Here is a 23,754-nt window from a genome sequence, read left to right as displayed (position 1 = left end):
CCTACTATATGCCCCCTTCTTTTCTACCATCGGCAACTACCCATGAGCGCTTCCATCTATCTCGTCAAAGGCCGCGAAAAATCCCTGCTGCGTCGCCACCCCTGGATCTTCTCCAAGGGCATTGAGCGGGTGCAGGGCAACCCCGTTGACGGCGATACCGTCGAGATCTTCACCCATGACGGCAAATGGCTCGCCCGTGGCGCCTGGTCCGGCAGCTCCCAGATCCGTGCCCGGGTCTGGACCTTCGACAAGGATGAGAGCGTCGATCTCGACTTCTTCATCCGTCGCCTCAAATACGCGCAGGAGTCCCGCGACGGGCTCATCAAGCGTCAGGGCCTCACCGGCTATCGCCTCTGCGCCGCCGAATCCGACGGTCTGCCGGGTCTGACCATCGACCGCTACGCCGATTTTCTGGTGTGCCAGATCCTCTCTGCCGGTGCCGAGTTCCAGCGCGAGCTGATCACGCAAGCGCTGCGTACCCTCTACCCCGAGTGCAGCATCTATGAGCGCTCCGATGTGGCAGTACGCAAGAAGGAAGGGCTGAAGGAGCGCACCGGCGTCATCCATGGCGAGACCCCGACCGACCCCGTGGTCATCGAGGAGAACGGCGGCGTCAAGATCCTGGTCGATATTCGTAACGGTCACAAGACGGGTTTCTATCTGGATCAGCGGGATAACCGCCTTGCCGCAGCGAAATACACTGAAGGCAAGCGGGTGCTCAACTGCTTCTGCTACACCGGCGGTTTCGGGGTCTATGCCCTCCAGGGCGGTGCCAAGGAGGTAGTCAACGTCGATCTCTCCCAGAATGCGCTGGACATCGCCCGCCAGAACGCCGAACTGAACGGTCTCGATACCAGCAACACCCAGTTCGTGCGTCACGACGTCTTCAAGCTCTTGCGCGAATATCGCGAGAAGGGCGAGAAGTTCGATGTCATCGTGCTGGATCCGCCCAAGTTTGCCGAGAGCAAGGCCCAGCTGCTGGGCGCCTGCCGCGGCTACAAGGACATCAACATGCTGGCCTTCCAGCTGCTGGCGCCGGGTGGCGTGCTCTTGACCTACTCCTGCTCCGGCCTGATGGAGCAGAGCCTGTTTCAGAAAATCGTCGCCGATGCGGCCCTCGATGCCGGCCGCGACGCCCAGATCCTGGAGCTCTTGTCCCAGGCATCCGATCACCCCATCGGCACCGCCTATCCGGAGGGCTTCTACCTCAAGGGACTGGTGGTGCGCGCCCGCTAAGCCGAGCAGACCAGCGCTGCCCCCCTTGTCCCCGGTTCCAGATCCGGGCCAGGACTGGGTTCTGCTAGTCATCAAAAAGCCCGCGATCGTAGCGGGCTTTTTTCACGCGGCCGCCAAAGAGACAACCTCCCCCCGACTTTGCCACCAACAGCGATTGCTGCCCCCATCCCTCCTCTTCGACTGACGACTGCCATCCTCAATCAAGAGTTGCCGCATCGTTAACCCGATTCTCATCTCTCTTTCACTACACAACCCACCAGCAGAGACATGCCCGGCATTTTTTTATGCGAAAACATGAAATATTACGCATCAACATTAAAAAATCCTCGGGGAAATATCAGCCATAAACGCATACCCACTCATTTGAATGAATATTGCTGTTTTCCCCTGCAATGGATCACGCCATGCCCCTGTCCGCCTCGCACATTGCCTGGGGCGACAATACTCGCCCACCACAAGTCATCCCGCTCAATCACGCGCTGGCGCGCCCAGCGGGAAGTAGTGTCGAAATGGCCTCGCCTCCTCCACCACCCGCACGATGGAGGGATGATTGAGCAGACGGGCGCGATAGGCACGCAGACGGCCATAGCCAGCCGGGATCTCGTGGGCCCAGTCGGCGTAGAAGAGCGAGGGTGCGGCGGCGCAATCGGCCAGCGTGAAGTCTGCGCCGGCAATCCAGTAGCGTCCTTCCAGCCGCTGATCGAGCCAGGGGTAGATCTGATTGAGCATCTCGCGGGCCTCCGCTACGCCATAGCGGTCGCGATCCGCGACCGGGCGCAGTGCATCCAGCACCACTTTTTGCATCGGCGTCATCACATAGTTGTCGAAGACGCGATCCAGCATATGCACCTCCAGACTCGCATCGCCAGGCGGGATCAGGCTGACGGGACCCGGATGGTGCGCCTGCAGATGGGCGACGATGGTGCTGCTCTCGAGGATGCAGCGACCGTCATCCAGCAACACCGGGAAGCGCTTGAGTGGCCAAAGGGCGGCAAGTTCGGCGTTCGCCGCCGGCTCTTCGAGATTCCGATACTCGAACGGGGTGGCATTCTCGTAAAGGGCGATCAGCACTTTCTGGCTGTAGGACGAAAAGGGGTGGGCATAGAGTTTCATGGGGATGTTCCTGACGCTCAGAGGGATGACTTCCCTAGTCTAGATCCCCTCTCTATTTTCGATGCGTCCCTATCCCATGCTGGTTTTGGGATGATAAACGCCCATTCATGACGGCAATCACACTCGTATGACTCTCTTTTAGGTAGGGTGATCCCGCCTGCGGCCGCCAAGCCGGGGCAACCGACTCATCAGGGTTGATGAGCGGCACCACAACAAAAATTGATGTCAGGCCAAGCTGAACATCATCAAGGATCCCGTCATGAATCAATCATTGCCGCTGTTGACGCCGCTGCGGGGCATCGCTGCCCTGATGGTGGTGCTGTTCCATGCCCGCTTGCTGCTCTTTCCCCAGTGGATGGAGTCGATCGCAGGCCACACCCAACTCATCGAGAACGGCTACCTCTGGGTCGATCTGTTCTTTATTTTGAGCGGGCTGGTGCTGGCCCACGTCTACGGGGAGGCCTTCGCCCGCACGCCCCGCACCATCGGTTATGGCCGCTTCCTCTGGCTGCGGCTGACCCGGGTGTATCCCCTCTACCTGGTGACCCTGCTGCTGCTGGTAGGCTGGGAGCTCTACAAGGCCCACCACGGGATTGGCTTCTACGCCGGCCCCCTGTTCAAGATGTGGGAGTGGGAAGGAATGCCTCCGTTCGGCTCACCCTTTACTCCCGCCGAGGCGCTGCCAAGCAGCCTGTTGCTGCTGCAGGTGGTGACCGATCACGGATTGACCTGGAACTTCGCCGCCTGGTCGCTCAGCGTGGAGTGGATTAGCTATCTGCTGTTTCCACTGCTCATTCCCCTCGCTGTCACCCGCAGCCGCTGGAGCAACCTCGCCCCCTTGCTGGCCTTGACGGTGCTGGCCTATATCGTGCACAGCCGGGGTACCCTGGATGTCACCAGCGGCGCGCTGGCCATCGGGCGCGGGGTGAGTGAATTCGTGCTCGGCCTCTGGCTGCTGCCCAAGGTGAAGGCTGCCCGCCAGTGGCCCATGATGCAGCAAGATCTGCCGCTGCTGCTCGCCTTTCTGCTCCCCTTCGCACTGATGCAGTTCACCATGACGCCGTTGTTGACCCTGCTGCTGATCAGCGCCTACGTCTTGCTGATCTGGATTGCCGCTGCCCAGGGTGATCGCCAGAGCCCGCTGCTGCGCCTCCTGGACAACCGCTTCACCAACTGGCTGGGGGATCTTTCCTACTCCATCTACCTGCTCCACGCCCTGGTGTTGCTCACCGGCTGCGAGCTTGTCCACTCTCTGGCGCCGGGGCTCACCGCGTGGTGGTACGCCCAGACCAACCCCTTGCTGGGGGTGCTGGCCACCCTGTTGATGCTCGCCGTGCTGATCGGGCTCTCGGCGCTGAGCTACACCCTGCTGGAGCGGCCGCTGCAACGGCGACTGCGCCGGCTAGGCAAGGCTCCCCAACCAGTGATGGAGCAAGCTGGCTAGTTTCCGTCGCCACATGCTGCCCCGATGCAAGACCGGCACGCCGTCGGGGCGGCTCAAAGTGGGACTAGCCTGAGCAAGGCGAAGAGTACGGCTCTTTTTGAACCCGACAACCCCCTGCGCTTTGTGTGAATTCCAGTTCGAATCAAGAGGGCCGTCTGTGGCATAATGGCCCGTCCTGTGGTCCTCGGCGGGGCTTCGCCGGCGCATCCTTGCCCTCCTCCCGCCCTGCCTGGCAGCCTGACATCACTGTGTTCACAGGCCGCCAGGGCCACCCTATTTTTGCGCGCACATTTGACGGCGCCGCAGCAGTTATTGGCACAAACAAGTCTGCCCACACAAGGGGAAAGCATGTCTTCCATTCGTCTGACCCAATACAGCCACGGCGCTGGCTGCGGTTGCAAAATCTCCCCCAAGGTGCTCGACACCATCTTGAAGAGCCAGATCCCGGGCTTTGACGATCCCACCCTGATCGTCGGCAACAGCAGCAAGGATGACGCCGCCGTGGTGGACATCGGCAACGGCCAGGGCATCGTCTCCACCACCGACTTCTTCATGCCCATCGTCGATGATCCCTTTACCTTCGGCCGCATCGCCGCCACCAACGCCATCAGCGACATCTATGCCATGGGCGGCAAACCCATCGTCGCCATCGCCATCCTCGGCTGGCCCATCAACACGCTGGCGCCCGAGATTGCCCAGCAGGTGATCGACGGTGGCCGCCAGGTGTGCCACGAGGCGGGCATTTCGCTCGCCGGCGGCCACAGCATCGACGCCCCCGAGCCCATCTTCGGCCTGGCGGTGACCGGCATAGTGCCGCTCGATGCCATCAAGCAGAACGACACCGCCCGGGTGGGCGACACCCTCTATCTGACCAAGCCCCTTGGCATCGGCATCCTCACCACGGCCCAGAAGAAGGGCAAGCTCAAACCCGAGCACGAGCAGCTGGCCCCAGAGGCCATGTGCACCCTCAACAAGATTGGCCAGCGCTTCGCGGCCCTGCCCGGGGTCCACGCCATGACAGACGTGACCGGTTTTGGCCTGGCGGGCCACCTGCTGGAGATGTGCGAAGGCTCAGGGGTTTGCGCCCGCCTCGACTTCAAGGCGCTGCCGCTGCTGCCCGAGGTGGATCACTACCTGAGTGAAGGCTGCGTGCCGGGCGGCACCCTGCGCAACCACGACTCCTACGGCCACAAGCTGGACGCCATGGATGAGCGCACCCGCAACATACTGTGCGATCCCCAGACCAGCGGCGGCCTGCTGGTGGCGGTGGGCTCCCAGAGCGAGGCCGAGCTGCTGGCCATCGCGCGGGAGGAAGGGCTCTCCCTCACCCCTGTCGGGGCAATGAAGCCGCTGGAAGGCACGCGCTTTATCGAGGTTGTCCAATGAGTGCACTGCCGCTCGAAACGAACCTGGCGCGCATCTTCCTCGAGGATGTTCCGCTCATCGATCTGCGCGCCCCCGTCGAGTTCAATGAGGGGGCCTTCCCCAATGCCGTCAGCCTTCCGCTGATGACGGACGAGGAGCGTGCCCGGGTCGGTACCTGCTACAAGCAGCAGGGTCAGGCCGCCGCCATCGCGCTGGGTCACCGGCTGGTGGGGGGCGAGGTGCGCGCCGCGCGCATCGAGGGATGGCTGGCCCAGCTGCGCCAGCAGCCAGATGCCCTGCTCTATTGCTTCCGTGGCGGCCTGCGCTCCCAGACGGTGCAGCAGTGGCTGGCCGAGGCCGGCGTCACCCGTCCCCGGGTGGATGGCGGCTACAAGGAGCTGCGTCGCTTCCTCATCGACACCCAGGCGAGCGCCTCGACCGAGTGTCGCTGGACGGTGCTGACCGGCATGACCGGCTCCGGCAAGACCCACATGCTTGGCCACATTGCCCAGGCGGTGGATCTGGAGGGGCACGCCCATCACAGGGGCTCCTCCTTTGGCCAGCTGCCGGGGGGCCAGCCCAGCAACATCGACTTCGAGAACCGGATCGCCATCGAACTGCTCAAGCGCCGCCACCGGGGGGAGACGCATTTCGTGGTGGAGGACGAGAGCCGCCTCATCGGTCGCTGCGCCCTGCCGTTGAACCTCTATGAGGCCATGTGCCGGGCGCCCCTGGTGGTGGTGGAGGTGTCGCAAGATGAACGCGCCGAGCAGATCCGCATCGATTATGTGCAGGATCTCTGGCAGCGCTACCTGGCAATGTATGGCCAGGAGGCGGGCTGGCCGCTCTTTGCCGGCTACCTCACCGACGCCATGGCCAGGCTCAAGCGCCGACTCGGTGACAAGGATTATCGCGAACTCGATGGGCTGTTGCAGGCCGCCCTCAGGGAACAGGCCCAGAGCGGGGACACCCGCGCCCATCTGGTCTGGATCAGGCTGCTGCTGACTCGCTACTATGACCCCATGTACCGCTATCAGCTGGACAACAAGCGCGAGCGGATCCTGTTTCGTGGTGACAAGGAGGCCTGCCTCGCCTTCTTCGCCGAACGTTCCCCCCTTCAGACCCCTCAGGAGAGTCCCACATGTTGAAGTTCGAGGTGATCCCGGTCACCCAGTTCGCCCAGAATTGTTCGCTTATCTGGTGTGACGAGACCCGCCAGGCTGCCCTCGTCGATCCCGGCGGCGAGGCGGACAAGCTGCTGGCCGCCATTGCCAAACGGGGGCTGACCCTCACCCATATCCTGCTGACCCACGGCCATCTGGATCACGTGGGCGCTGCCGCCGAACTGCGCGAGAGAACCGGTATCGCCATTACCGGCCCCCACAAGGAGGATGCCTTCTGGCTCGATATCCTGCCCCAGCAGAGCCAGATGTTCGGCTTTGCCCATACTCCAGCCTTTACACCGGATAGCTGGCTCGAACAGGGTGACAAGGTACAGGTTGGCAAATGCGAGCTGGAGGTCTATTTCTGCCCGGGCCACACTCCGGGCCACATCGTGCTGCTCTGCCAGGCAGAACGCCTCGCCTGGGTGGGGGATGTGCTCTTTGCCGGCAGCATAGGCCGCACCGATTTCCCGCGCGGGGATCACGGGACGCTGATCAAGTCGATCACCGAGACCCTGCTGCCGCTCGGGGATGAGATCGTCTTTATTCCGGGCCATGGCCCGAGCTCCACCTTTGGTCACGAACGGGCCAGCAATCCCTATCTGACACAGCCGCTCTGGTAATCCCCCCGCGCCTCGCGGGCATCCCATTGCGCCTTGAGGCGCAAGATCTCCGGCATGATCTCGAGAAAACGGGAGAGCAGCCGGGGATCGAAGTGCTGGCCGGAGCCATCGCGCATGGTAGCCAGCACCCGGTCCAGGGGCCAGGGCTCTTTGTAGGGGCGACGTACGCTCAGGGCGTCAAAGACGTCGGCGATCGCCACGATCCGCGACGCCTCGGGGATCCCCTCGCCGATCTCGCCGGCGGGATAGCCGGAGCCGTCCCATTTCTCGTGGTGGTGCAGGGCAATCTCCGCCGCCATGCGAAAAATGGGGGCATCGGATCGCCTCAGGATCTCGTAACCGATACGCGGGTGACTTCGCATGATGACCCACTCCTCCTCGGTGAGGGGGCCAGGCTTCTTGAGGATGTGATCGGGGATACCAATCTTGCCCATGTCGTGCATGGGGGCCGCCAGCTCCAGCAGATCCGACTGCTCCGGGCTCCAGCCAGCCGCATCAGCCAGGGCCCGGGCGTATGCGGCCATGCGCCAGATATGCACCCCGGTGTCGGTGTCGTTGTAGTGGCCCGCCTCGCTCAGCATGACGATGGCGGTGCGATAGCTGCACTCAAGCTGATCGAGGCGCACCAGGGAGAGATGATTGCGCACCCGGGCACGCACCGTGCTCGGACAGACCGGCTTGTAGATATAATCCACTCCGCCCGCCTCGAACCCCTGGCTCTCGCTGTCTGCGTTGTCGCTCGCGGTGATAAAGAGCACCGGGATCCCGGCGTGAGCCGGATCGGCCTTGAGCCGACGGCACACCTCGTAACCATCCATGTCGGGCATGCGCACGTCCAGCAGGATAAGTGCCGGCTCGTGACGCCCCACGGCGGCCAACCCCTCCTCTCCCCCTTTGGCAAAGAAGAGGTTGTACTCCTCCTTGAGGATTTGCCGCAGCAACCCGAGGTTGCTCGGCTCGTCGTCGATGATCAGCACGCGCGGTCGACTCATGGCGCAGGTTCCTCCCGATCCTCCAGATATTCCTCCAGCTTGCGGGTGGCGAACGGGATATCGAACAGCTCCAGGGCTGCACTTATTTCGCTCACCAGCTCGCAAGGCAAGTGACTCCTTGCCTGGCTCAGCGCCGGCTCAATCAGATCCAGATCCTCGCTCACCAGGGCCTGATGCAGGGCGTGCAGGCAGACCTCCCGCGCCTCCCCCTGGGCCAGCGGGGAGCTGACCGCGCCCGGCTCGCGCCCGGCATAGGTATCGATGGAGTGTTGTGCCCGCTCCAGGGCCTCGAGGAAGGGTGCGATAAGCTGGCTGGTGTCGCCACCCTGCTCGATGGCCTCGTTCAACTCGGCACTGATACGCGCCACATCGGTGAGCGACAGGCTGCCCGCCACCCCCTTGAGCTTGTGGGTCAGGCTCGCGGCCGCATCGGTCTCGTGCTGGGCGATGTAACCCGGCAACACGGTACCGACCGTCATGTAGTCATCGCGAAAACGCCGCAGGTATTTAAGATAGACCGAGGCTTCACCCCAGTTGCGCAGTCCGGTATCGATATCGATGCCGGCCACCGGCTCGTGGGGGAGTCGCTCGTCGTTCACGGTGAGCGGCAGGACTACGTCCGGCAGATAACGCAGCAAGGTCGCGATGAGCTGCTCCACATCGAGCGGCTTGGCTATGAAGTCGTTCATGCCAGAGGCCAGCGCCGCCTCCCGCTGATCCTTGAATACCCCTGCGGTGAGTGCCAGCACGGGAGTCTCCTCCCGCCCCGGCAGCAGGCGCAGGCGACGGGTCGCCTCGTAGCCATCCATCACCGGCATCTGCACATCCATGAGCACCAGATCGATGCGCCGTGCCGGATCTGCCAGGCAGGCCAGGGCTCGCTCCCCATCGATGGCGGTCATCACCTCGGCCCCCTCCCGTTGCAACAATCGGGTCGCCACCTCCAGGTTGATGTCGCTGTCATCCACCAGCAGTATGTGCACGCCCGGCAGGCGCAGACGGCGCTGGCCACTCTCAAGGGGCTCCACATGCTCGCGCTTCTCGTGGATGAGACGCGCCACCGCGTTGTAGATACTGGAGCCGGTGACCGGTTTGTGCAGTACCAGATCCACCTGATCCGAGCCGGGGCGGTGCATCAGTTCATCCTGGGAATAGGCGGTCGCCATGATGATGATGGGTGAACGCTCCTGCTGCTCGAAGGCGCGGCGAATGGCCAGGCAGGTCTCGAGCCCGTCCATGCCCGGCATGATCCAGTCGAGCAGGATCACGTCGAAACGCTCCCCCTGGCGCAGCAGATGGTGTAGCGCCTGCTCACCGGACTCCACCACCCGCGACTGCCATCCGAGGGAACCCACCGTCATCGACAGGGCGTCGCGGGTCACCTGATTGTCGTCGGCGATGAGCAGCGAGATGTGCTGCAGGCGCTCGTTCAAGGCCTCGGGCCGCTCCACCTGCTCCAGCCGGACGCGGAACCAGAATTCGCTCCCCTTGCCAAGCTCGCTGGTGACGCCGATATCCCCCCCATCAGATTCACCAGGCGGCGACTGATGGTCAGACCAAGCCCGGTGCCCCCGAAGCGGCGACTGGTGGAGGAGTCTGCCTGGGAGAATGCATTGAAAATGTTGGCCTGCTGCTCGGGGGGAATGCCGATCCCGGTGTCGCGCACCCGAAACAACAAGGTGGCCATGCCGTCTTGCTCTGATTCCAGCACAACCTTGACCTCCACCTCGCCGCGTTCGGTAAACTTGATGGCATTGCCGGTCAGGTTGAGCAGCACCTGCTCGAGGCGCAGGGCGTCCCCAATCAGATGGGAAACCGGCTCGGGGGCACTGCTCACCACCAGTTCGAGGTGCTTCTGGCCAACGCAGGTGGACATGATGGCCGCCACGTGATCGAGCACCTCTTCGAGACTGAATGGCACCCGCTCAAGCTCGAGCCGACCCGACTCAATCTTGGAGAAATCAAGGATGTCGTTGATGATCCCGAGCAGCGCCTGCCCGGCCTGGTGGATTTTGCGCACCAAGGCATGCTGACCATCGTCGAGACCTCCCTGTTCGAGCAGGTAGGTCAGCCCCATGATGGCGTTCATGGGGGTGCGGATCTCGTGGCTCATGTTGGCGATGAAATCACCTTTGACCTGTGCCAACCTGGCCGCTTCCTGCTGGGCCAGTTGCTCCTTGTGCCTGCTGCGCACCAGTGCAGCCACACCGGCACCAAACAACAGCAGCAGCACGGCGCTGGCGGCCAAGATGATCCCCCAGATATGAGTGCGAATGGCCTGCAGCTCGCTGTGCGGCACCAGGGACGCGGCTTTCCAGATCAGCTGATCATGATTCTGTGCCGGGTACAGGGTGGTCCAGCTCCAGAGTCCGTCGGCAGACTCCATCTGGCCGTTTGATGCGTCCCAGAACGCCTGCCAAGCCTGGGGTGAAGTCTGCTTCAGAGTCAGATCCGGGCGCTCGAGCATGAAGCCCCACTCCCGGGATGGGTCCGGGCTGCGCAGCCAGTATCCGTCCTGGTTGAACAGCATGGTGTGATCGGCTGCCTTGCCGCTGCTGTCGGCAAACTCCTTGAGCATACGGGCGGCCTGGACGTTGATAAGCAGCAAACCAAGATCACGCCCCCCAAGGCGCAGACGCTTGGCAATGCGGATCATGGGGTTGAAGGGGCGATCGATCACCCCGTGTTCAACGTTGAGATCGAGCGGCGAGACGTAGACCCGCTCCCAGGGCAGCGCCATGGCATCACGAAAGTAGTAACGATCCCCCTTGTTCTGCAACTGGTCGTCCGCTACCCGCCACAGACGCTGACCCTGACGATCGATGCGCACTAGCTCCATGCCATCCGGGGCAAGCCAACGCACCTGGGCATAGTCGGGATTGCGGTTCAGCAGGATGGTGAACTGGACGGCCAGGGTCTCACGGTCATTGCGAGCCGCCGCTTCGAGCAGGATGGGTTCTTCCGACATGCTGCGCACATGGCGCAGCGGCACCGCCAGCTCGCCGTCAAGGCGGCCGCTGGCAAGCGCCAGGAAGGTGCTCTCATCACTGCGAACGCGATAGAGCTCGCGTTCGATCAGTGCATTGCCCAGCAAATAGCCACCCGCCAGGACCAGCAGCAGAATAGGTGAAAACAGCAGGATATATGTCCGTACGATTCCTTTCATAACGGTCAACATCGCCCCGAAAAATGGACTTGTCCGAGTACTTCTTGAACATCAGAGCACCACAACACGTGTCCTGCTGTCAATCATGCCTACAAGTAAAGACCAATAGTGCTGTTTGAGTATTTTATTTTCCCGGAAAAAATGCTGTAAAAACAAAGAGGCCACCCGATTGGGTGGCCTCTTCACAGGAAAGTTCGTTGTCGATTAGACGCGAACGAAATCCAGGTGAACCAGCTTGTAGCGAACCGGGTGACGCTGGATAGCCTTCACGTTCACTTTGACTTCTTCACCGTTGATGACCAGGGTCAGCTCGGAGGAGTAGAACTCCGGCTTCTCTTGGGCCAGGATCAGCTTTTTGTGGTCCAGGGTAACGGACACGGCTTCTTTGCCTGCACCGTAAACGATGGCAGGAACCAGGTCAGCATGACGCAGGCGGCGGCTCGCACCTTTCCCCAGGTCAGAACGGACTTCAGCTTGGAATACGAAAGACATAGTGATTATCTCTTTTAGATGAATGTATGGTGTTGACTGCGACCGGTCAGCACCTCGTAAAACGAGCGCGAATACTAGCACGGGCCCGGAGGGGATACAAGGAAAGAACCCGCGTTGCTCCTGTTTGGCCAAGAGGCACTCCACCACGCCTCTCGCCATCCCTTAGCGCCCCTGCTCCAGACGGGCAAACTGTTGCTGTCGCTGGGTCGGGCTCAGGGCATCGAATTGCGCCAGGGTCTGCGCTGTGGGGCAATAGAGGCGCAGCCCGGCCTGCACCCGGATCCCTTTGACCATCCTGTCACGATTTTCCTGCACCAGCGCCAGCAGATAGCTGTAAGTGTCCGAACCGCCGGCCTCCTTTGACTGAAGCTGGCTTGCGATACGCCACAGGGTCTCTCCCGCCGCCACCTGATGACAAACCCGCGATGCCTCCCCTGCCGCCGTGGCGGAAAGAGTCAAGGTCGCCTGCTCAGGGGCAGAATCTGCGGTGGCCATGGGCTGTGCATTTTCCTGTCTTGCCAAGGCCTGGGCGGGGACCTGCCCCCCAATCCGTGCGAGCAAGGGCTCCCCCAGGGGCATCCGCGCCTTCCTCTCCCGAGGCAGGGAGAACTCGGCGACAAAGGCGACAGCGCCCGGGACTTCGAACGAGGGGGCCGAGGAAGCGGCTTGCTGTACTGATTGGTGGGGCGCCATGCCATAGGCCATCTCATCGATGCGCTTTAGCCTGGCCAGGTAAGCCTTGGAGAGCTGGGCCTCCCCTTCGAACAGATCGAAGGGGGGCACCAGCCGGGCAGGAAAGAGGATCTGCCAGCGGCCATTCTTCTTTCTCTGTTCAAGTGGGGGAAACTGATTGCCCCGCCAAGCCGCAAAAATGGGCGGCACGGGGCGCTGCACCGGATAGAACTCCGGGTTGAGCTGCACCCAGGTTTGTTCCGCAATGGGTTGATACCCGCTGATGTTGACCAGTGCCACCCCCAACCAGATCCCCAGCATATGACGGCCTCCCTTCCCTTTGGCGTCCCGTTGCTTTCACACTATGGCTCAGAAAACAGATAGATAGCAGCTTAGCACTGGGCAATGGCGCTCTGCACCCGTTTATCCGAGATGGGGTATGGCGTCCCCAGTTGCTGGGCGAAGAAGGAGACTCGCAGCTCCTCGATCATCCAGCGAATATTGGCCACCTCGGTGGGAATAAGCTGGGATTTGGGGATCTTGGCGAGCAGTGCCTTGTACTCCGACTCCACGCTGTGCACCTTGAGCATGTAGACCCGATCCCGGTTGGGATCGATGGCCAGCTTCTCGAGGCGCCGCTCGATGGCCCGCAGGTAGCGCAGCAAGTCAGGCAGCCGTTGCCAGCCGGTCTCGGTGACAAAGCCCTTGTGGATGAGGTTGCCGAGCTGCTGCTGGATGTCCGACATGGCAAAGGCGGTGTCGAGCTGCATCTTGCCCTTGAGCCGTTTCTTGATCTCATGGGAGAGGGTCAGCACGGCTTCCACCTGCTTGGCAACCTCCACCACCGCATCGTTGAGCTCGGCGCGGACATACTCCTTGAGCGCCTCAAAGCCGGCTTCGTCCCAGGCCATGCCGCCGTGCTGCTCAATCAGCTTGTCACAGCCACAGGCGATGCAGTCGTCAATCAGCTCGGCCACCTTGCCAAACGGGTTGAAATAGAGCCCGAGCTTGGCCTTGTTGGGCAGCTTTTCCTGCAGGTACTTGATGGGAGATGGCACGTTGAGCAGCACCAGCCGGCGCTGACCCGCCCACATCAGCTGCTGCTGCACCACAGGACTTTCCACCAGCTGGATGGCGACCGAATCCTTCTGATCCACCAGGGCCGGATAGGCTTTCACCTCGAAACCGCCCCGCTTCTGACTGTACTCCTGGGGCAGCTCGCCAAAGCTCCACAGGGTGAGGCCAGACTGCTCGATATCGTCGTCCGCCACTTGCGACAGAGTCTCCTGCACCTTGCCGCGCAGCGACTCTTTCAATGCCTCCAGATCCTTGCCTTCCGCCACCTTCTTGTGTTTGTCGTCCACCACACGGAAGGTGAGTTTCAGGTGATCGGGCACCGCAGCCCAATCCCAGGATTCACGGGGCACGGTCACGCCAGTCATGCGGCGCAGCTGGCGCTCCATCTCGTCCAAGAGCGGCCCCTGCTCGGGGTTGATGCTGGCGAGCAGCGCATCGGCATAGTTGGGCGCCGGCACGAAGTTCTTGCGCATGGGCTTTGGCATCGACTTGATGAGGGCAACCAGCAGTTCGTGACGCAGGCCCGGGATCAGCCACTCGAACCCCTTCACCTCCACCTGGTTCAGGAGCGGCAGCGGGATATGCAGGGTGACGCCGTCCGCCGCCTCCCCCGGCTCAAACTGGTAGGTCAATTTCAGCTTGAGGCGCCCCTGCTGCCAGAAGTTGGGGTAGTCGAGATCGCTGATGTGGGCGGCATCCCCCTTCATCAACATCTCTTTTTCGAAGTTGAGCAGCTCGGGATCCTGCTTTTGCGCTTCCTTCCACCACTTGTCGAAGTGGCGGCTTGATATCACCTCCTCCGGCAAACGGGCATCGTAGAAGCGGAACAAGTCCTCGTCATCCACCAGGATGTCGCGACGCCGCGACTTGTGCTCCAGCGCCTCTACCTCGGCCAGGAGCTTGCGGTTATCGCTGAAGAAACGGTGGCGGGTCTCGAAATCCCCCTCCACCAGCGCACGGCGGATAAACAGCTCGCGGCACAACGCCGGATCGATACGGCTGAAGTTGATGGTGCGCTCGTTGACCAGAGTCAGGCCATAAAGCGTCACCTTCTCCTTGGCCATCACGGCGCCATTTTTCTTCGACCAGTGGGGGTCGCTGTGGTGTAGCTTGATGAGGTGCCCCGCCAGCGGCTCCACCCACTCGGGTTCAATCTTGGCGTTGATGCGGGCATAGAGGCGCGAGGTCTCCACCAGCTCGGCGGCCATCACCCACTTGGGCGGCTTCTTGAACAGACCGGAGGCCGGGAACAGGTGGAAACGGCCGTTGCGGGCCCCGAGGAATTCGGGCTTTTCCAAATCCTTGTTGCCGATATGGCTCAAAAGACCGCTCAAGAGCGCACAGTGCACCGTCTTGAAGTCTGCCGGTTCCTGGTTTGCTTTAAAACCCAGCTCCTTGACCGTCTGACGCAGCTGGAAGTGAATGTCCTGCCACTCGCGCACCCGCAGGTAGGAGAGAAACTCCTTCTGGCACATGCGGCGAAACGGGTTGCTGCCAAGGGCATCCTGCTGTTCTTTCAGGTAATTCCACAAATTGACGAAGGCGAGGAAGTCGGAATCCTTGTCTTCAAAACGTCTGTGCTGCTCGTCGGCGGCCTGCTTCTTCTCCATGGGCCGCTCGCGGGGATCCTGAATGCTGAGGGCGGCGGTGATCACCATCACCTCGCTCAAACAGCCGGTCTGCGCTGCGCTGATCACCATCTTGGCCAGACGCGGATCAAGGGGGATGCGCGAGAGCTGGCGACCGATCTCTGTCAGCTGCAGTTTGGCTTCGCGATCGCCGGTGGCGGGCAGCTCGCGCACCGCCTCCAGCTCTTTCAAGAGGGTCAGACCGTCCTTGATATGGCGCGACTCAGGCGGCTCGACGAACGGGAAAGCCTCCATATTGCCAAGGCCGAGCGCCAGCATCTGCAGGATGACCGAGGCCAGATTGGTGCGCAGGATCTCGGGGTCGGTAAAGGCGGGGCGGCTATTGAAATCCTCTTCAGAGTAGAGACGGATACAGATACCGTCCGCCACCCGACCGCAACGCCCTTTACGCTGGTTGGCGCTGGCCTGGGAGACCGGCTCGATGGGCAGGCGCTGCACCTTGGTGCGCCAGGAGTAGCGGCTGATGCGGGCGGTACCCGGATCGATCACGTAACGAATGCCCGGCACCGTCAGCGAGGTCTCCGCCACGTTGGTGGCGAGCACGATGCGCCGTCCGGCATGTTGCTGGAATACCTTGTTCTGCTCGGCGTTGGAGAGGCGGGCGTAGAGCGGCAGCACCTCGGTGTCGCGCAGATTGAGCTTGCGCAGGGCATCGGCGGTATCGCGGATCTCCCGCTCGCCGTTCATGAAGATGAGGATGTCCCCCAGCCCTTCGCGGGCCAGCTCTTCCACCGCATCGAAGATCCCCTGCAGTTCGTCGCGCTCCTCCAGCCCTTCGCTTTTATCACTGACGAGCGGGCGGTAGCGCACCTCCACCGGGTAAGTGCGGCCAGAGACCTCGATCACCGGCGCCTTGTTGAAATGGCGGGAGAAACGTTGCGGGTCGATAGTGGCCGAGGTGATGATCACCTTGAGATCGGGGCGCTTTGGCAGCAGCTGTTTGAGATAACCCAGAATGAAGTCGATGTTGAGGCTGCGCTCGTGGGCCTCATCGATGATGATGGTGTCGTACTGGGTCAGCATCCGGTCGTTCTGGATCTCGGCCAGCAGGATACCGTCGGTCATCAGCTTGATGTGGGTCTGCTCACTCACCTGATCGGTAAAGCGCACCTTGTAACCCACGTAGTGGCCAAGCTCGGACTCCATCTCCTCGGCAATACGGGCTGCCACGGTACGGGCCGCCAGACGGCGTGGCTGTGTGTGGCCGATGAAGCCCTTGACCCCACGCCCGAGCGCCAGACAGATCTTGGGGATCTGGGTGGTTTTGCCCGAACCGGTTTCGCCGGCGATGATCACCACTTGATGCTCTTCAATGGCTTTGGCGATCTCCCCCTGCTTCTGGCTGACTGGCAGATTGTCCGGATAGGTGACCTTGGGCACGCCCGCCAGACGGGACTGATAGCGCGCCTGTGCCACATCCAGGTCAGCGGCGATGGTCTCGAGCACGGCAGCCTGCTTGGCTTCCGGCAGCTTCTTGACCCCGTGCAGTCGACTGGAAAGACGGCGGGCGTCGAGATTCATGCAGGCGGTAAGACGGCGGCGCAGCGCCTCGATAGAGAGAGACAAGGTACGAATTCCTTAAAAGAGTGCCCATCAAGGGCCATATCGATAGCTGGGGGAGATCCTAAAGAGCGAGGCTGGGCGGTGCAAGCCTTAAAGCGCCGCGCCAGCACATCAAGCCGGAGGCGTCATGACCGTCACGGATGAAAAGAGCAGGCCGGAGCCTGCTCTTTGAAAACAACCAGACAACACCGCTCAGACTCTGGCCTGATGCACGAAACAGGTGCCAAGCTGGGCGTGGATGGCCTGCATCACATTGTGGCGGTTGATGACCCCGAGCAGGCGCCCCTCCTCCACCACAGGATAGATCTTGGGCTTTTGACCCATCATCATCTCCGCCAGATCCAGGATGCTGGTGTCGGGGCCGACTGCCAGCACCTCCTTGCGCATCACATCCCTGACCTGGGCCACCTGTTCACAGTGGTAGGCCTCCTTGAGCATGACGGCGATGCAATCCTGCTCGGAGACCCAGCCAATCAGATGTCCCTGGCTGTCCACTACGGGGCCGCCCAACTGATGACTGTTGAGAAATTTTTCCACCGCCGCCTGTACCATCATCTCTGCGCTGAAGGTGATGGGCTTGGTCTGCATGTAGTCCTTTGCCTTGAGTGATTCCATGACGCTTTCCCCCAACGAGCCTCCCGAGGGGAGGCAAGAGCCGGGCACTATGTCCGGCTCACTCCAAGCATAGTCCGCATGGATCAGGAGATGGATTGCAGCAAGAGCAAGAGCTCGTTCTGGCTGTGGCAGTCGGTCTTCTTGAACACCCCTTTCAGGGTGGAGCGCACGGTTTCCACCTTGACACCGCGCAGCTCCGCAATGTCGTTGCTGCTGTAACCCTTGCTCATCAGCACCAGCAACTCCTTCTCGCCGATGGTGAGGGGATAGAGGCTGGCCAGCGCTTCGATGTCGGGGTTGAAGGCGTGCTCGGGGTCACGCAGCACCACTTCCACATAGCGTTCAAAGCGGCTGAGTCCGCTCATCAGGGTGCATTGGACCAGCAGCGGGCGCAGGTTAGGCTGACGGGGAATGGACATATAGGCGCTGGCGCCGGGCAGCAAATAGGAAAAGCCATTGAGGATCTCCTTGAGCTGACGTTGCTGCTCCTTATTCTGCAAAGAGAAAATGCCATTGATGGCCCGCAATTCCACATTTTCATCGGCGATACGGTTGAAGGCCACATTGGAATAATGAATATGCCCCTTGTCGTCTATGATGGCGCTGGGCTTATTATGGTTTTTCACCAGCTGTTGCAACTGATAGTTCTGGGTTTCCAGGGCCAGCAAGTTCCAATAATGGTGACTCCAAGCCGCCAGTCCGGAATAGATTTCGGAGAGCGAGGTGAGGTCGCGACTGCTGAAATCATCTTGCGCTGCACCACGGTAACTGCACAGGCTGCTCAGCCCACGCCCTTTGACCTGGCAGACGCCGCCGGCGGCGAATTGGGCGCCGAAACTTGCCAGCAGGCCCACCGAGCTTGAAATGCTGTTTGTATGGAGATGGTATTCACCTGACAGTTGCCCACAAAAGGGAGTGGTCATACGGCTTCAAACCGGATAACAAAACGGTACCCCTACCGTATTATCCGGAGTCACCGTATGACCACCAACGAGAAAGTAGCACGTCGTAAACTCAGCCTGCTAGAGCTCGCCAAAGAGCTCAATAACGTCAGCAAAGCCTGCAAGCTCATCGGCTACAGCCGCCAGCAGTTCTACGAGATTCGCCGTAACTACCAGACCTATGGGGCTGAGGGCTTGCTCGACAAACTCCCCGGCTGTAAAGGGGCGCATCCCAACCGGGTCGCTCCCGAGATTGAGCAGGCCATCCTCGATTACTCCCTCACCAGACCAACCCATGGCCCGCTGCGGGCCGCGCAAGAACTGGCTCTGCAAGGCATCAACGTCAGTGCGGGCGGTGTGCGTGGCGTGTGGCAACGTCACGACTTGCTCTCCAAGCATGACCGCTTGTTGCGCCTCGAGAAAACCCACAGGGAACAGACGATTGAGCTCAATGACGAGCAGATCCGCCTGCTCGAGCGCTTCAGCCCCGAGTTTCGCGAACGCCAAATTGAGGTTCACTACACCGGGGAACTGGTGGCGGTCGACACCTTCTTCGTCGGCGCACTCAAGGGGGTGGGCAAGGTGTATCTGCAAACCGTACTGGACTGCTACAGCCGCCACGCCTGGGGACGGCTCTACACCAGCAAGCTGCCGGTGACCTCGGTCCATGTGCTCAACGAAACGGTCCTGCCGTTCTTCGAGGCTCACGAGGCGCGGGTCTATACCATCCTGTCGGACAACGGGCGCGAGTTCTGCGGGCGCCCTGACCATCACCCCTACGAGCTGTTCCTGCAACTGGAGGGGATTGAGCACCGGACCACCAAGGTACGCAGGCCGCAGAGCAACGGCTTTATCGAGCGGCTACATCGCACCCTGCTGGATGAACACTTCCGTATCAAGGGGAGGACGACCTGGTATGAATCAGTGGAGCAGATGCAGACAGACCTGGACAGCTATCTGGATCACTACAACACCCAGCGGCCACATCAGGGCAGGATGATGGAGGGTCAAACCCCCTACAGCATGTTCAAAAAGGGTCTGAAATTGATACCGAAGGAAGTGCGCACTAAAGTAGCGTAAACAAGACACCGGTTTGAGGCCGGTGTCAGGTGATAACTAGATCTGTACATGCTGTTAGCGCTGACGATCCCCTTGCACCCTTTATCCAGATAATGGTTGAACCACACATCCTGGCGATGATGTTGCAGGTAAAACTGCTGCTGGGCCTCGGTCAGACCGCTGGAAAAAAGCTTTATTCCGTCGCTCTTGTCATCATCCCGCAATAAAAACAGGGATGAACTGCAGGAAACGTCGGCGCGAAATTGGTCCACGACGAGCTTAATGTCAGAATCATTAATACCGCACTCGTATAACTGGCTGATATAGGGCGATATCCTTTCTTTCTCTAATGCCTTCACACCCGAACTCCTAATTCTTATTTTTATTGAAGAGGCATCTTACTCTGCAATGGGATAGCCGAAAAGTAGTCAAATGAACAAAGGGTTTATGATTTATTCATAAATAGTCATGAATATAGGCCCATGAATGAATATGACCAGAAAGGGTAAATAGCCGCTCATGTTTTTCCTGGCGCTGGTCGCTTTCCTCCCTGTTTTGCCTCTTGATGCCTCACCACCCACTCGCCATCCCGGCCCCTCTTCCCCCCAAGATCACGCTTTTCAACCTTGGGGTCATCTGCATCCACACCGATTCACATGTTGCATTTTGGTGACTTTGGTGTTTCCATTTTGAGCGCTGGACGATATTGTATATACAAATCATCCCCTCAACGGAATTGAACCATGCGGATCACAAGGAGAGAAAATGGAACCTGAACACACGCTCACTGCACCGGCAGGATCAGGGGCCGGCATCAAGCTGCTGCTGGCCAGTCTGCTTGGCATCGCCATCTTTTTTGTTCCCTTCGAGCTTGGCGGGCGCAGCACCATAGTGGTGGATCACCTGGCCGGCTTTCTGATTGCCCAGCGCCCCCTTGCCCTGACCCTCATTCTCTTGCTCATCGCCTATGGCGCCATCACCCCCTTGCTGGATGGCCGCTGGCGCGCCCGTCCCATCGACAGGGTATTGAGCCTGTTCAAGCTGCTCGGGCTGGCCCTGGCCATTTTGTATGTCACAGACTGGGGCCCTGCCTGGTTGATGACCCCGGATCGCCTCCCCTTCCTGTTTGATAAACTGGCCATGTCTGTGGGTCTCATCGTGCCTATCGGCGCCATGGCCCTGACCTTCCTGCTCGGTTTCGGCCTGCTGGAATTCATCGGGGTGCTGATGCAACCTGTGATGCGCCCCCTGTGGCGCACGCCGGGTCACTCCGCCATCGATGCCGTCGCCTCTTTCGTCGGCAGCTACTCGGTGGGCCTGCTCATCACCAACCGGGTCTTCCTCGCGGGCAAGTATACGGTGCGAGAAGCCGTCATCATCGCCACCGGCTTCTCCACCGTCTCGGCCGCCTTCATGATCATCGTGGCCAAGACCCTCAACCTGATGGGACACTGGAACTTCTACTTCTGGTCCACCCTGGTGATCACTTTCGTCATCACCGCCATCCTGGCGCGTGTTCCTCCCATCAGTCGCCTGGCTCACCATGGGGAGACCGACGAGCCGCTACCGGCTGGCATGAGCCGCTGGCAGGCGGCCCTCACCTGCGGCCTGACCCAGTCCCACCAGGCAGATCCCCTGCTGCGGCAATTGAAGGACAACCTCAGGGACGGTCTTCACATGGCCGCTGCCGTGGTGCCCACCATACTGTCCGTCGGTCTGCTGGGCCTGCTGCTGGCAAAGCACACTCCCCTGTTCGATCTGCTGGGCTGGCTGCTCTGGCCACTGACCTGGCTGCTGGATCTCGGCGAGCCGCTCGCCACCGCCAAGGCCCTCTCTGCCGGTCTGGCCGAGATGTTCCTGCCCGCCATCCTGCTCAAGGATGCCGACCTGCTGGTTCGCTATGTCGCGGCCGTGGTTTCGGTCAGCTCGGTGCTCTTCTTCTCTGCCTCCATCCCCTGCATCCTGGCCACCCGGATCCCGGTGAGCGTGGGACAGCTGGTGGTGATCTGGCTGCTGCGCACCCTGCTTGGCATCCTGCTGGCCGCCTTGTGCGGCAGGCTGGCGCTGGCCCTCGGCTGGCTCGGTTGACCAGGGCTCACAAAAAAACAAAGCGCCATCAGGCGCTTTGTTTTTATCGGGATGGTCTCAGGGGGCGATGACGGCGAACCGGCCGCTGTTGAAATCATCTATCGCCTGATGGATCTCTGCCTCGCTGTTCATGACAAAGGGGCCATAACCCACGATGGGTTCATCGATGGGCTCGCCACTCAGCAGCAACAAGCTGGCCTCGCCTTCCGCCTCCAGCATGAACTCCTCCCCGTTGGGATCGAGCAGTACCAGTTGTGCTTCGCCCGCGCGCTCCTGACCGTTGATCAAGAGAGAGCCCTTGAGCACCACCAAGGCGCTGTTCCATCCCGCTACCGTCGGCAGCACCACGCTGGCCCCACCCTTGAGCCGCAGATCCCAGATGTTCATGGGCGAGAAGGTGCGGGCGGGCCCCGCTACCTCGCCTTGTTGCAACCCGGCATCGTTCCCGGCGATGATGCGCACCCGCACGTCGCCCTCCTTGAGGCTCAGTTGCGGGATGGTGTCGCTGGTGATGCCCTGATAACCGGGCGTCGACATCTTGTGTTTGGCGGGCAGGTTGACCCAGAGCTGCACCATGTCGAGGGTGCCACCACGACGGGTGAACCCCTGGGAGTGGAACTCGTCGTGCATGATGCCGGCGGCGGCCGTCATCCACTGCACGTCTCCCGGACCGATGGTCCCCCCCTGGCCGGTCGAGTCGCGATGGGCGACCTCCCCTTCATAGACGATGGTGACCGTCTCAAAACCACGGTGCGGGTGCTCCCCCACTCCCCTGGCATGATCGGCGGGCTCGAAATGTGCCGGGCCAGCCCTGTCCAGCAGCAGGAAGGGGCTCAAGGCGCGGCCATGGGTCTGATACGAGAACAGCGAGCGAACCGGGAATCCGTCGCCGACCCAGTGTTGTCGAGGGGCGCTGTAAATACCGATGACTCTTTTCATGATGCTCTCCTGGGTGATCGTCACGGGATGTGTCGTTGCTCGCATTGTGAGTCTGGAACGCTGCGTCCGGTAGACGTAAAATTTGCCATCAGCGTCCTATTTTGTGAACGATAACCCCATGCAACAGGATCTCAACGACCTCTATTTCTATGTCCAGGTGGTGGATCACGGGGGCTTTGCCCAGGCCGGCAGGGCCCTCGGCATGCCCAAATCCAGGCTCAGCCGCCGCATCGCCATGCTGGAGGAACGACTCGGGGTGCGTCTTATCCAGCGTTCCACCCGCAGCTTCACCGTCACCGAACTCGGGCAGGCTTATTACACCCGTTGCCGGGCCATGCTGGTGGAAGCCGATGCGGCGCAGGATCTCATCGCCGCGACCCAGAGCGAGCCTTGCGGTCTGGTGCGCATCGCCTGCCCCATCGATCTGCTGCACGCCCACGTAGGGAGGATGCTGGTCTCTTTCGCCCTGGCCCATCCCAGCGTCAAGGTGCAGCTCGTCGGGGTCAACCGGGCGGTGGATTTGGTCGCGGAGGGGTTGGACATGGCGCTCAGGGTGCGACCACTGCCCCTGGAGGACAGCGATCTCGCCATGCGGGTGCTGGGTTATGCGACCCAGTGTCTGGTGGCAAGTCCGGCCCTTGTCGCATCACTCGGCATGCCCCGGGCCCCCGCAGATCTGCTGTCATGGCCGAGCCTCGGCCACGGCGCCAGCCTGGAAGGCCATCACTGGACCCTGCTGGGCCCCGATGGTGCCAGAGTCAAACAGCACCACAGCCCCCGCTTTGCCACCACCGACATGCAGACATTGCGTCAGGGGGCGATCGACGGGCTCGGGGTCGTGCAACTGCCCACCATGATGATGAATGAGCCCCTGGCCGATGGCCGGCTGGTGCGTCTGCTCCCCGACTGGGCACCGCGCCAGGAGGTGATCCACGCGGTCTTCCCCTCACGCCGCGGTCTGCTGCCTGCCATCCGCGCCCTCATCGATCATCTGGTCGAGGGCTTCTCCCCCCTGGGGCAGGCAAGTGCGCCGCCCCCGCCATGATCTGTGCATGGCCGTTCCCGGGGGTGCCGACATGCAAAAGGCCAGAGCTTGGCTCTGGCCTTTTCATTTTTCCCCTTCTCAGAGGAGGGGAAACAGATACGGTCAGTATCCTCAGAAGGGCATTTTGAAGCCAGGGGGCAGTTGCATGCCGCCGGTCAGCTCGCCCATCTTGGCCTTGTTCTGCTCTTCCACGCGGCGCACGGCGTCATTGACGGCGGCGGCGACCAGATCTTCCAGCATCTCCTTGTCATCTTCCATCAGGCTGGGATCGATCTCGATACGACGCACGCTGTGGCTGCCGGCCATGGTCACCTTGACCATGCCTGCGCCCGCCTCGCCGACCACTTCCATCTGGGCCAGCTGCTCTTGCATCTTCTGCATGCGCTCTTGCATCTGTTGGGCCTGTTTCATCAGGTTACCCATTCCACCTTTACCAAACATAGATCGTCTCTCGTCTTGAAATCCGGCATCCAGCGCCGGGCTGTGGGTTCATCTGCCCTAAGTGGGGGCAG

General features: G+C 61.2%; 16 protein-coding genes and 3 pseudogenes. 8 read left to right on the top strand and 11 right to left on the bottom strand.

The genetic code is table 11. The features are described from left to right. Positions 1 to 42: 42 nt before the first annotated feature. Complete coding sequence (locus tag OKC41_RS02055) at positions 43 to 1,236, top strand: class I SAM-dependent methyltransferase (RefSeq protein WP_039039155.1); 1,194 nt, start codon at positions 43 to 45, stop codon at positions 1,234 to 1,236. A 468-nt stretch (positions 1,237 to 1,704) separates the two neighbouring features. On the opposite strand, the gene OKC41_RS02050 is transcribed toward OKC41_RS02055, so the two are convergent. Then, positions 1,705 to 2,349, bottom strand: coding sequence for a glutathione S-transferase family protein (locus tag OKC41_RS02050; protein ID WP_201893986.1), 645 nt, complete (start codon positions 2,347 to 2,349; stop codon positions 1,705 to 1,707). A gap of 259 nt (positions 2,350 to 2,608) precedes the next feature. Here OKC41_RS02050 and OKC41_RS02045 point away from each other — a divergent pair, with 259 nt between their 5' ends. The 4 genes from OKC41_RS02045 (at position 2,609) to OKC41_RS02030 (ending at position 6,944) form a co-directional block, all read left to right on the top strand. Further along, complete coding sequence (locus OKC41_RS02045; protein WP_201893987.1) at positions 2,609 to 3,793, top strand: acyltransferase; 1,185 nt, start codon at positions 2,609 to 2,611, stop codon at positions 3,791 to 3,793. Between the two features lie 348 nt (positions 3,794 to 4,141). After that, positions 4,142 to 5,179 carry a selenide, water dikinase SelD gene (selD, locus tag OKC41_RS02040; protein WP_270671663.1) on the top strand — a complete coding sequence of 346 codons (1,038 nt, stop codon included), beginning with the start codon at positions 4,142 to 4,144 and terminating at the stop codon, positions 5,177 to 5,179. Then, positions 5,176 to 6,306, top strand: a complete 1,131-nt coding sequence (mnmH, locus tag OKC41_RS02035; protein ID WP_270671662.1) for a tRNA 2-selenouridine(34) synthase MnmH — start codon at positions 5,176 to 5,178, stop codon at positions 6,304 to 6,306. The genes selD and mnmH overlap by 4 nt, the downstream gene beginning before the upstream one ends. Further along, complete coding sequence (locus OKC41_RS02030) at positions 6,300 to 6,944, top strand: MBL fold metallo-hydrolase (RefSeq protein ID WP_270671661.1); 645 nt, start codon at positions 6,300 to 6,302, stop codon at positions 6,942 to 6,944. Before mnmH ends, OKC41_RS02030 begins: the two co-directional genes overlap by 7 nt. Here the strand turns inward: OKC41_RS02030 and OKC41_RS02025 are convergent. The 7 genes and pseudogenes from OKC41_RS02025 to OKC41_RS01990 form a co-directional block, all read right to left on the bottom strand. Further along, positions 6,920 to 7,936, bottom strand: a complete 1,017-nt coding sequence (locus OKC41_RS02025) for an HD domain-containing phosphohydrolase (protein WP_270671660.1) — start codon at positions 7,934 to 7,936, stop codon at positions 6,920 to 6,922. The genes OKC41_RS02030 and OKC41_RS02025 overlap by 25 nt on opposite strands. Further along, positions 7,933 to 11,102: pseudogene (locus OKC41_RS21075) on the bottom strand (response regulator). Before OKC41_RS21075 ends, OKC41_RS02025 begins: the two are co-directional and overlap by 4 nt. A gap of 204 nt (positions 11,103 to 11,306) precedes the next feature. After that, positions 11,307 to 11,594, bottom strand: a complete 288-nt coding sequence (rplY, locus tag OKC41_RS02010; RefSeq protein WP_010674717.1) for a 50S ribosomal protein L25 — start codon at positions 11,592 to 11,594, stop codon at positions 11,307 to 11,309. A 162-nt stretch (positions 11,595 to 11,756) separates the two neighbouring features. Further along, complete coding sequence (locus OKC41_RS02005; protein WP_270671657.1) at positions 11,757 to 12,587, bottom strand: hypothetical protein; 831 nt, start codon at positions 12,585 to 12,587, stop codon at positions 11,757 to 11,759. 71 nt (positions 12,588 to 12,658) lie between these two features. After that, entirely contained in the window at positions 12,659 to 16,558 is a 3,900-nt protein-coding gene (hrpA, locus tag OKC41_RS02000; RefSeq protein ID WP_270671656.1) for an ATP-dependent RNA helicase HrpA, read from the bottom strand. A gap of 189 nt (positions 16,559 to 16,747) precedes the next feature. Beyond that, complete coding sequence (locus OKC41_RS01995) at positions 16,748 to 17,170, bottom strand: CBS domain-containing protein (RefSeq protein WP_010674714.1); 423 nt, start codon at positions 17,168 to 17,170, stop codon at positions 16,748 to 16,750. 83 nt (positions 17,171 to 17,253) lie between these two features. Further along, positions 17,254 to 18,039: pseudogene (locus OKC41_RS01990) on the bottom strand (helix-turn-helix transcriptional regulator); the annotation flags it as partial. Between the two features lie 111 nt (positions 18,040 to 18,150). On the opposite strand from OKC41_RS01990, the gene OKC41_RS01985 reads away from it, so the two are divergent. After that, entirely contained in the window at positions 18,151 to 19,191 is a 1,041-nt protein-coding gene (locus OKC41_RS01985; RefSeq protein WP_182935625.1) for an IS481-like element ISAs19 family transposase, read from the top strand. A gap of 47 nt (positions 19,192 to 19,238) precedes the next feature. Here OKC41_RS01985 and OKC41_RS21070 read toward each other — a convergent pair. Beyond that, positions 19,239 to 19,529, bottom strand: a pseudogene (locus OKC41_RS21070) (LuxR family transcriptional regulator); the annotation flags it as partial. Between the two features lie 406 nt (positions 19,530 to 19,935). Here OKC41_RS21070 and OKC41_RS01980 point away from each other — a divergent pair. Continuing rightward, positions 19,936 to 21,258 carry a YjiH family protein gene (locus OKC41_RS01980; protein WP_010674712.1) on the top strand — a complete coding sequence of 441 codons (1,323 nt, stop codon included), beginning with the start codon at positions 19,936 to 19,938 and terminating at the stop codon, positions 21,256 to 21,258. A 57-nt stretch (positions 21,259 to 21,315) separates the two neighbouring features. On the opposite strand, the gene OKC41_RS01975 is transcribed toward OKC41_RS01980, so the two are convergent. Continuing rightward, positions 21,316 to 22,197 (bottom strand): pirin family protein, encoded by an 882-nt coding sequence (locus OKC41_RS01975; RefSeq protein WP_270671653.1) that lies wholly within the window; start codon positions 22,195 to 22,197, stop codon positions 21,316 to 21,318. Between the two features lie 118 nt (positions 22,198 to 22,315). On the opposite strand from OKC41_RS01975, the gene OKC41_RS01970 reads away from it, so the two are divergent. Further along, positions 22,316 to 23,242, top strand: a complete 927-nt coding sequence (locus OKC41_RS01970) for a LysR family transcriptional regulator (RefSeq protein WP_042863849.1) — start codon at positions 22,316 to 22,318, stop codon at positions 23,240 to 23,242. A gap of 111 nt (positions 23,243 to 23,353) precedes the next feature. Here OKC41_RS01970 and OKC41_RS01965 read toward each other — a convergent pair whose 3' ends face one another. Next, positions 23,354 to 23,683, bottom strand: a complete 330-nt coding sequence (locus OKC41_RS01965) for a YbaB/EbfC family nucleoid-associated protein (RefSeq protein ID WP_005301028.1) — start codon at positions 23,681 to 23,683, stop codon at positions 23,354 to 23,356. Between the last annotated feature and the right edge of the window lie 71 nt (positions 23,684 to 23,754).

The sequence above is a fragment of the Aeromonas sp. QDB17 genome (assembly GCF_027705305.1).
Taxonomy (GTDB): Bacteria; Pseudomonadota; Gammaproteobacteria; order Enterobacterales; family Aeromonadaceae; genus Aeromonas; species Aeromonas caviae.
Note: the sequence above shows the minus strand (reverse complement) of the source record. Positions and strands in the feature narration are given on the sequence as shown.

Excerpts from the sequence above, each read along its gene's own strand:
- OKC41_RS02030 (WP_270671661.1), top strand. The coding sequence starts at position 6,300 with ATGTTGAAGTTCGAGGTGATCCCGGTCACCCAGTTCGCCCAGAATTGT.
- OKC41_RS01995 (WP_010674714.1), bottom strand. The coding sequence starts at position 17,170 with ATGGAATCACTCAAGGCAAAGGACTACATGCAGACCAAGCCCATCACC.
- OKC41_RS02025 (WP_270671660.1), bottom strand. The coding sequence starts at position 7,936 with ATGAGTCGACCGCGCGTGCTGATCATCGACGACGAGCCGAGCAACCTC.
- OKC41_RS01985 (WP_182935625.1), top strand. The coding sequence starts at position 18,151 with ATGACCACCAACGAGAAAGTAGCACGTCGTAAACTCAGCCTGCTAGAG.
- OKC41_RS01970 (WP_042863849.1), top strand. The coding sequence starts at position 22,316 with ATGCAACAGGATCTCAACGACCTCTATTTCTATGTCCAGGTGGTGGAT.
- OKC41_RS01975 (WP_270671653.1), bottom strand. The coding sequence starts at position 22,197 with ATGAAAAGAGTCATCGGTATTTACAGCGCCCCTCGACAACACTGGGTC.
- OKC41_RS02055 (WP_039039155.1), top strand. The coding sequence starts at position 43 with ATGAGCGCTTCCATCTATCTCGTCAAAGGCCGCGAAAAATCCCTGCTG.
- OKC41_RS02050 (WP_201893986.1), bottom strand. The coding sequence starts at position 2,349 with ATGAAACTCTATGCCCACCCCTTTTCGTCCTACAGCCAGAAAGTGCTG.
- OKC41_RS02005 (WP_270671657.1), bottom strand. The coding sequence starts at position 12,587 with ATGCTGGGGATCTGGTTGGGGGTGGCACTGGTCAACATCAGCGGGTAT.
- OKC41_RS02045 (WP_201893987.1), top strand. The coding sequence starts at position 2,609 with ATGAATCAATCATTGCCGCTGTTGACGCCGCTGCGGGGCATCGCTGCC.
- OKC41_RS01980 (WP_010674712.1), top strand. The coding sequence starts at position 19,936 with ATGGAACCTGAACACACGCTCACTGCACCGGCAGGATCAGGGGCCGGC.
- rplY (WP_010674717.1), bottom strand. The coding sequence starts at position 11,594 with ATGTCTTTCGTATTCCAAGCTGAAGTCCGTTCTGACCTGGGGAAAGGT.
- selD (WP_270671663.1), top strand. The coding sequence starts at position 4,142 with ATGTCTTCCATTCGTCTGACCCAATACAGCCACGGCGCTGGCTGCGGT.
- OKC41_RS01965 (WP_005301028.1), bottom strand. The coding sequence starts at position 23,683 with ATGTTTGGTAAAGGTGGAATGGGTAACCTGATGAAACAGGCCCAACAG.
- mnmH (WP_270671662.1), top strand. The coding sequence starts at position 5,176 with ATGAGTGCACTGCCGCTCGAAACGAACCTGGCGCGCATCTTCCTCGAG.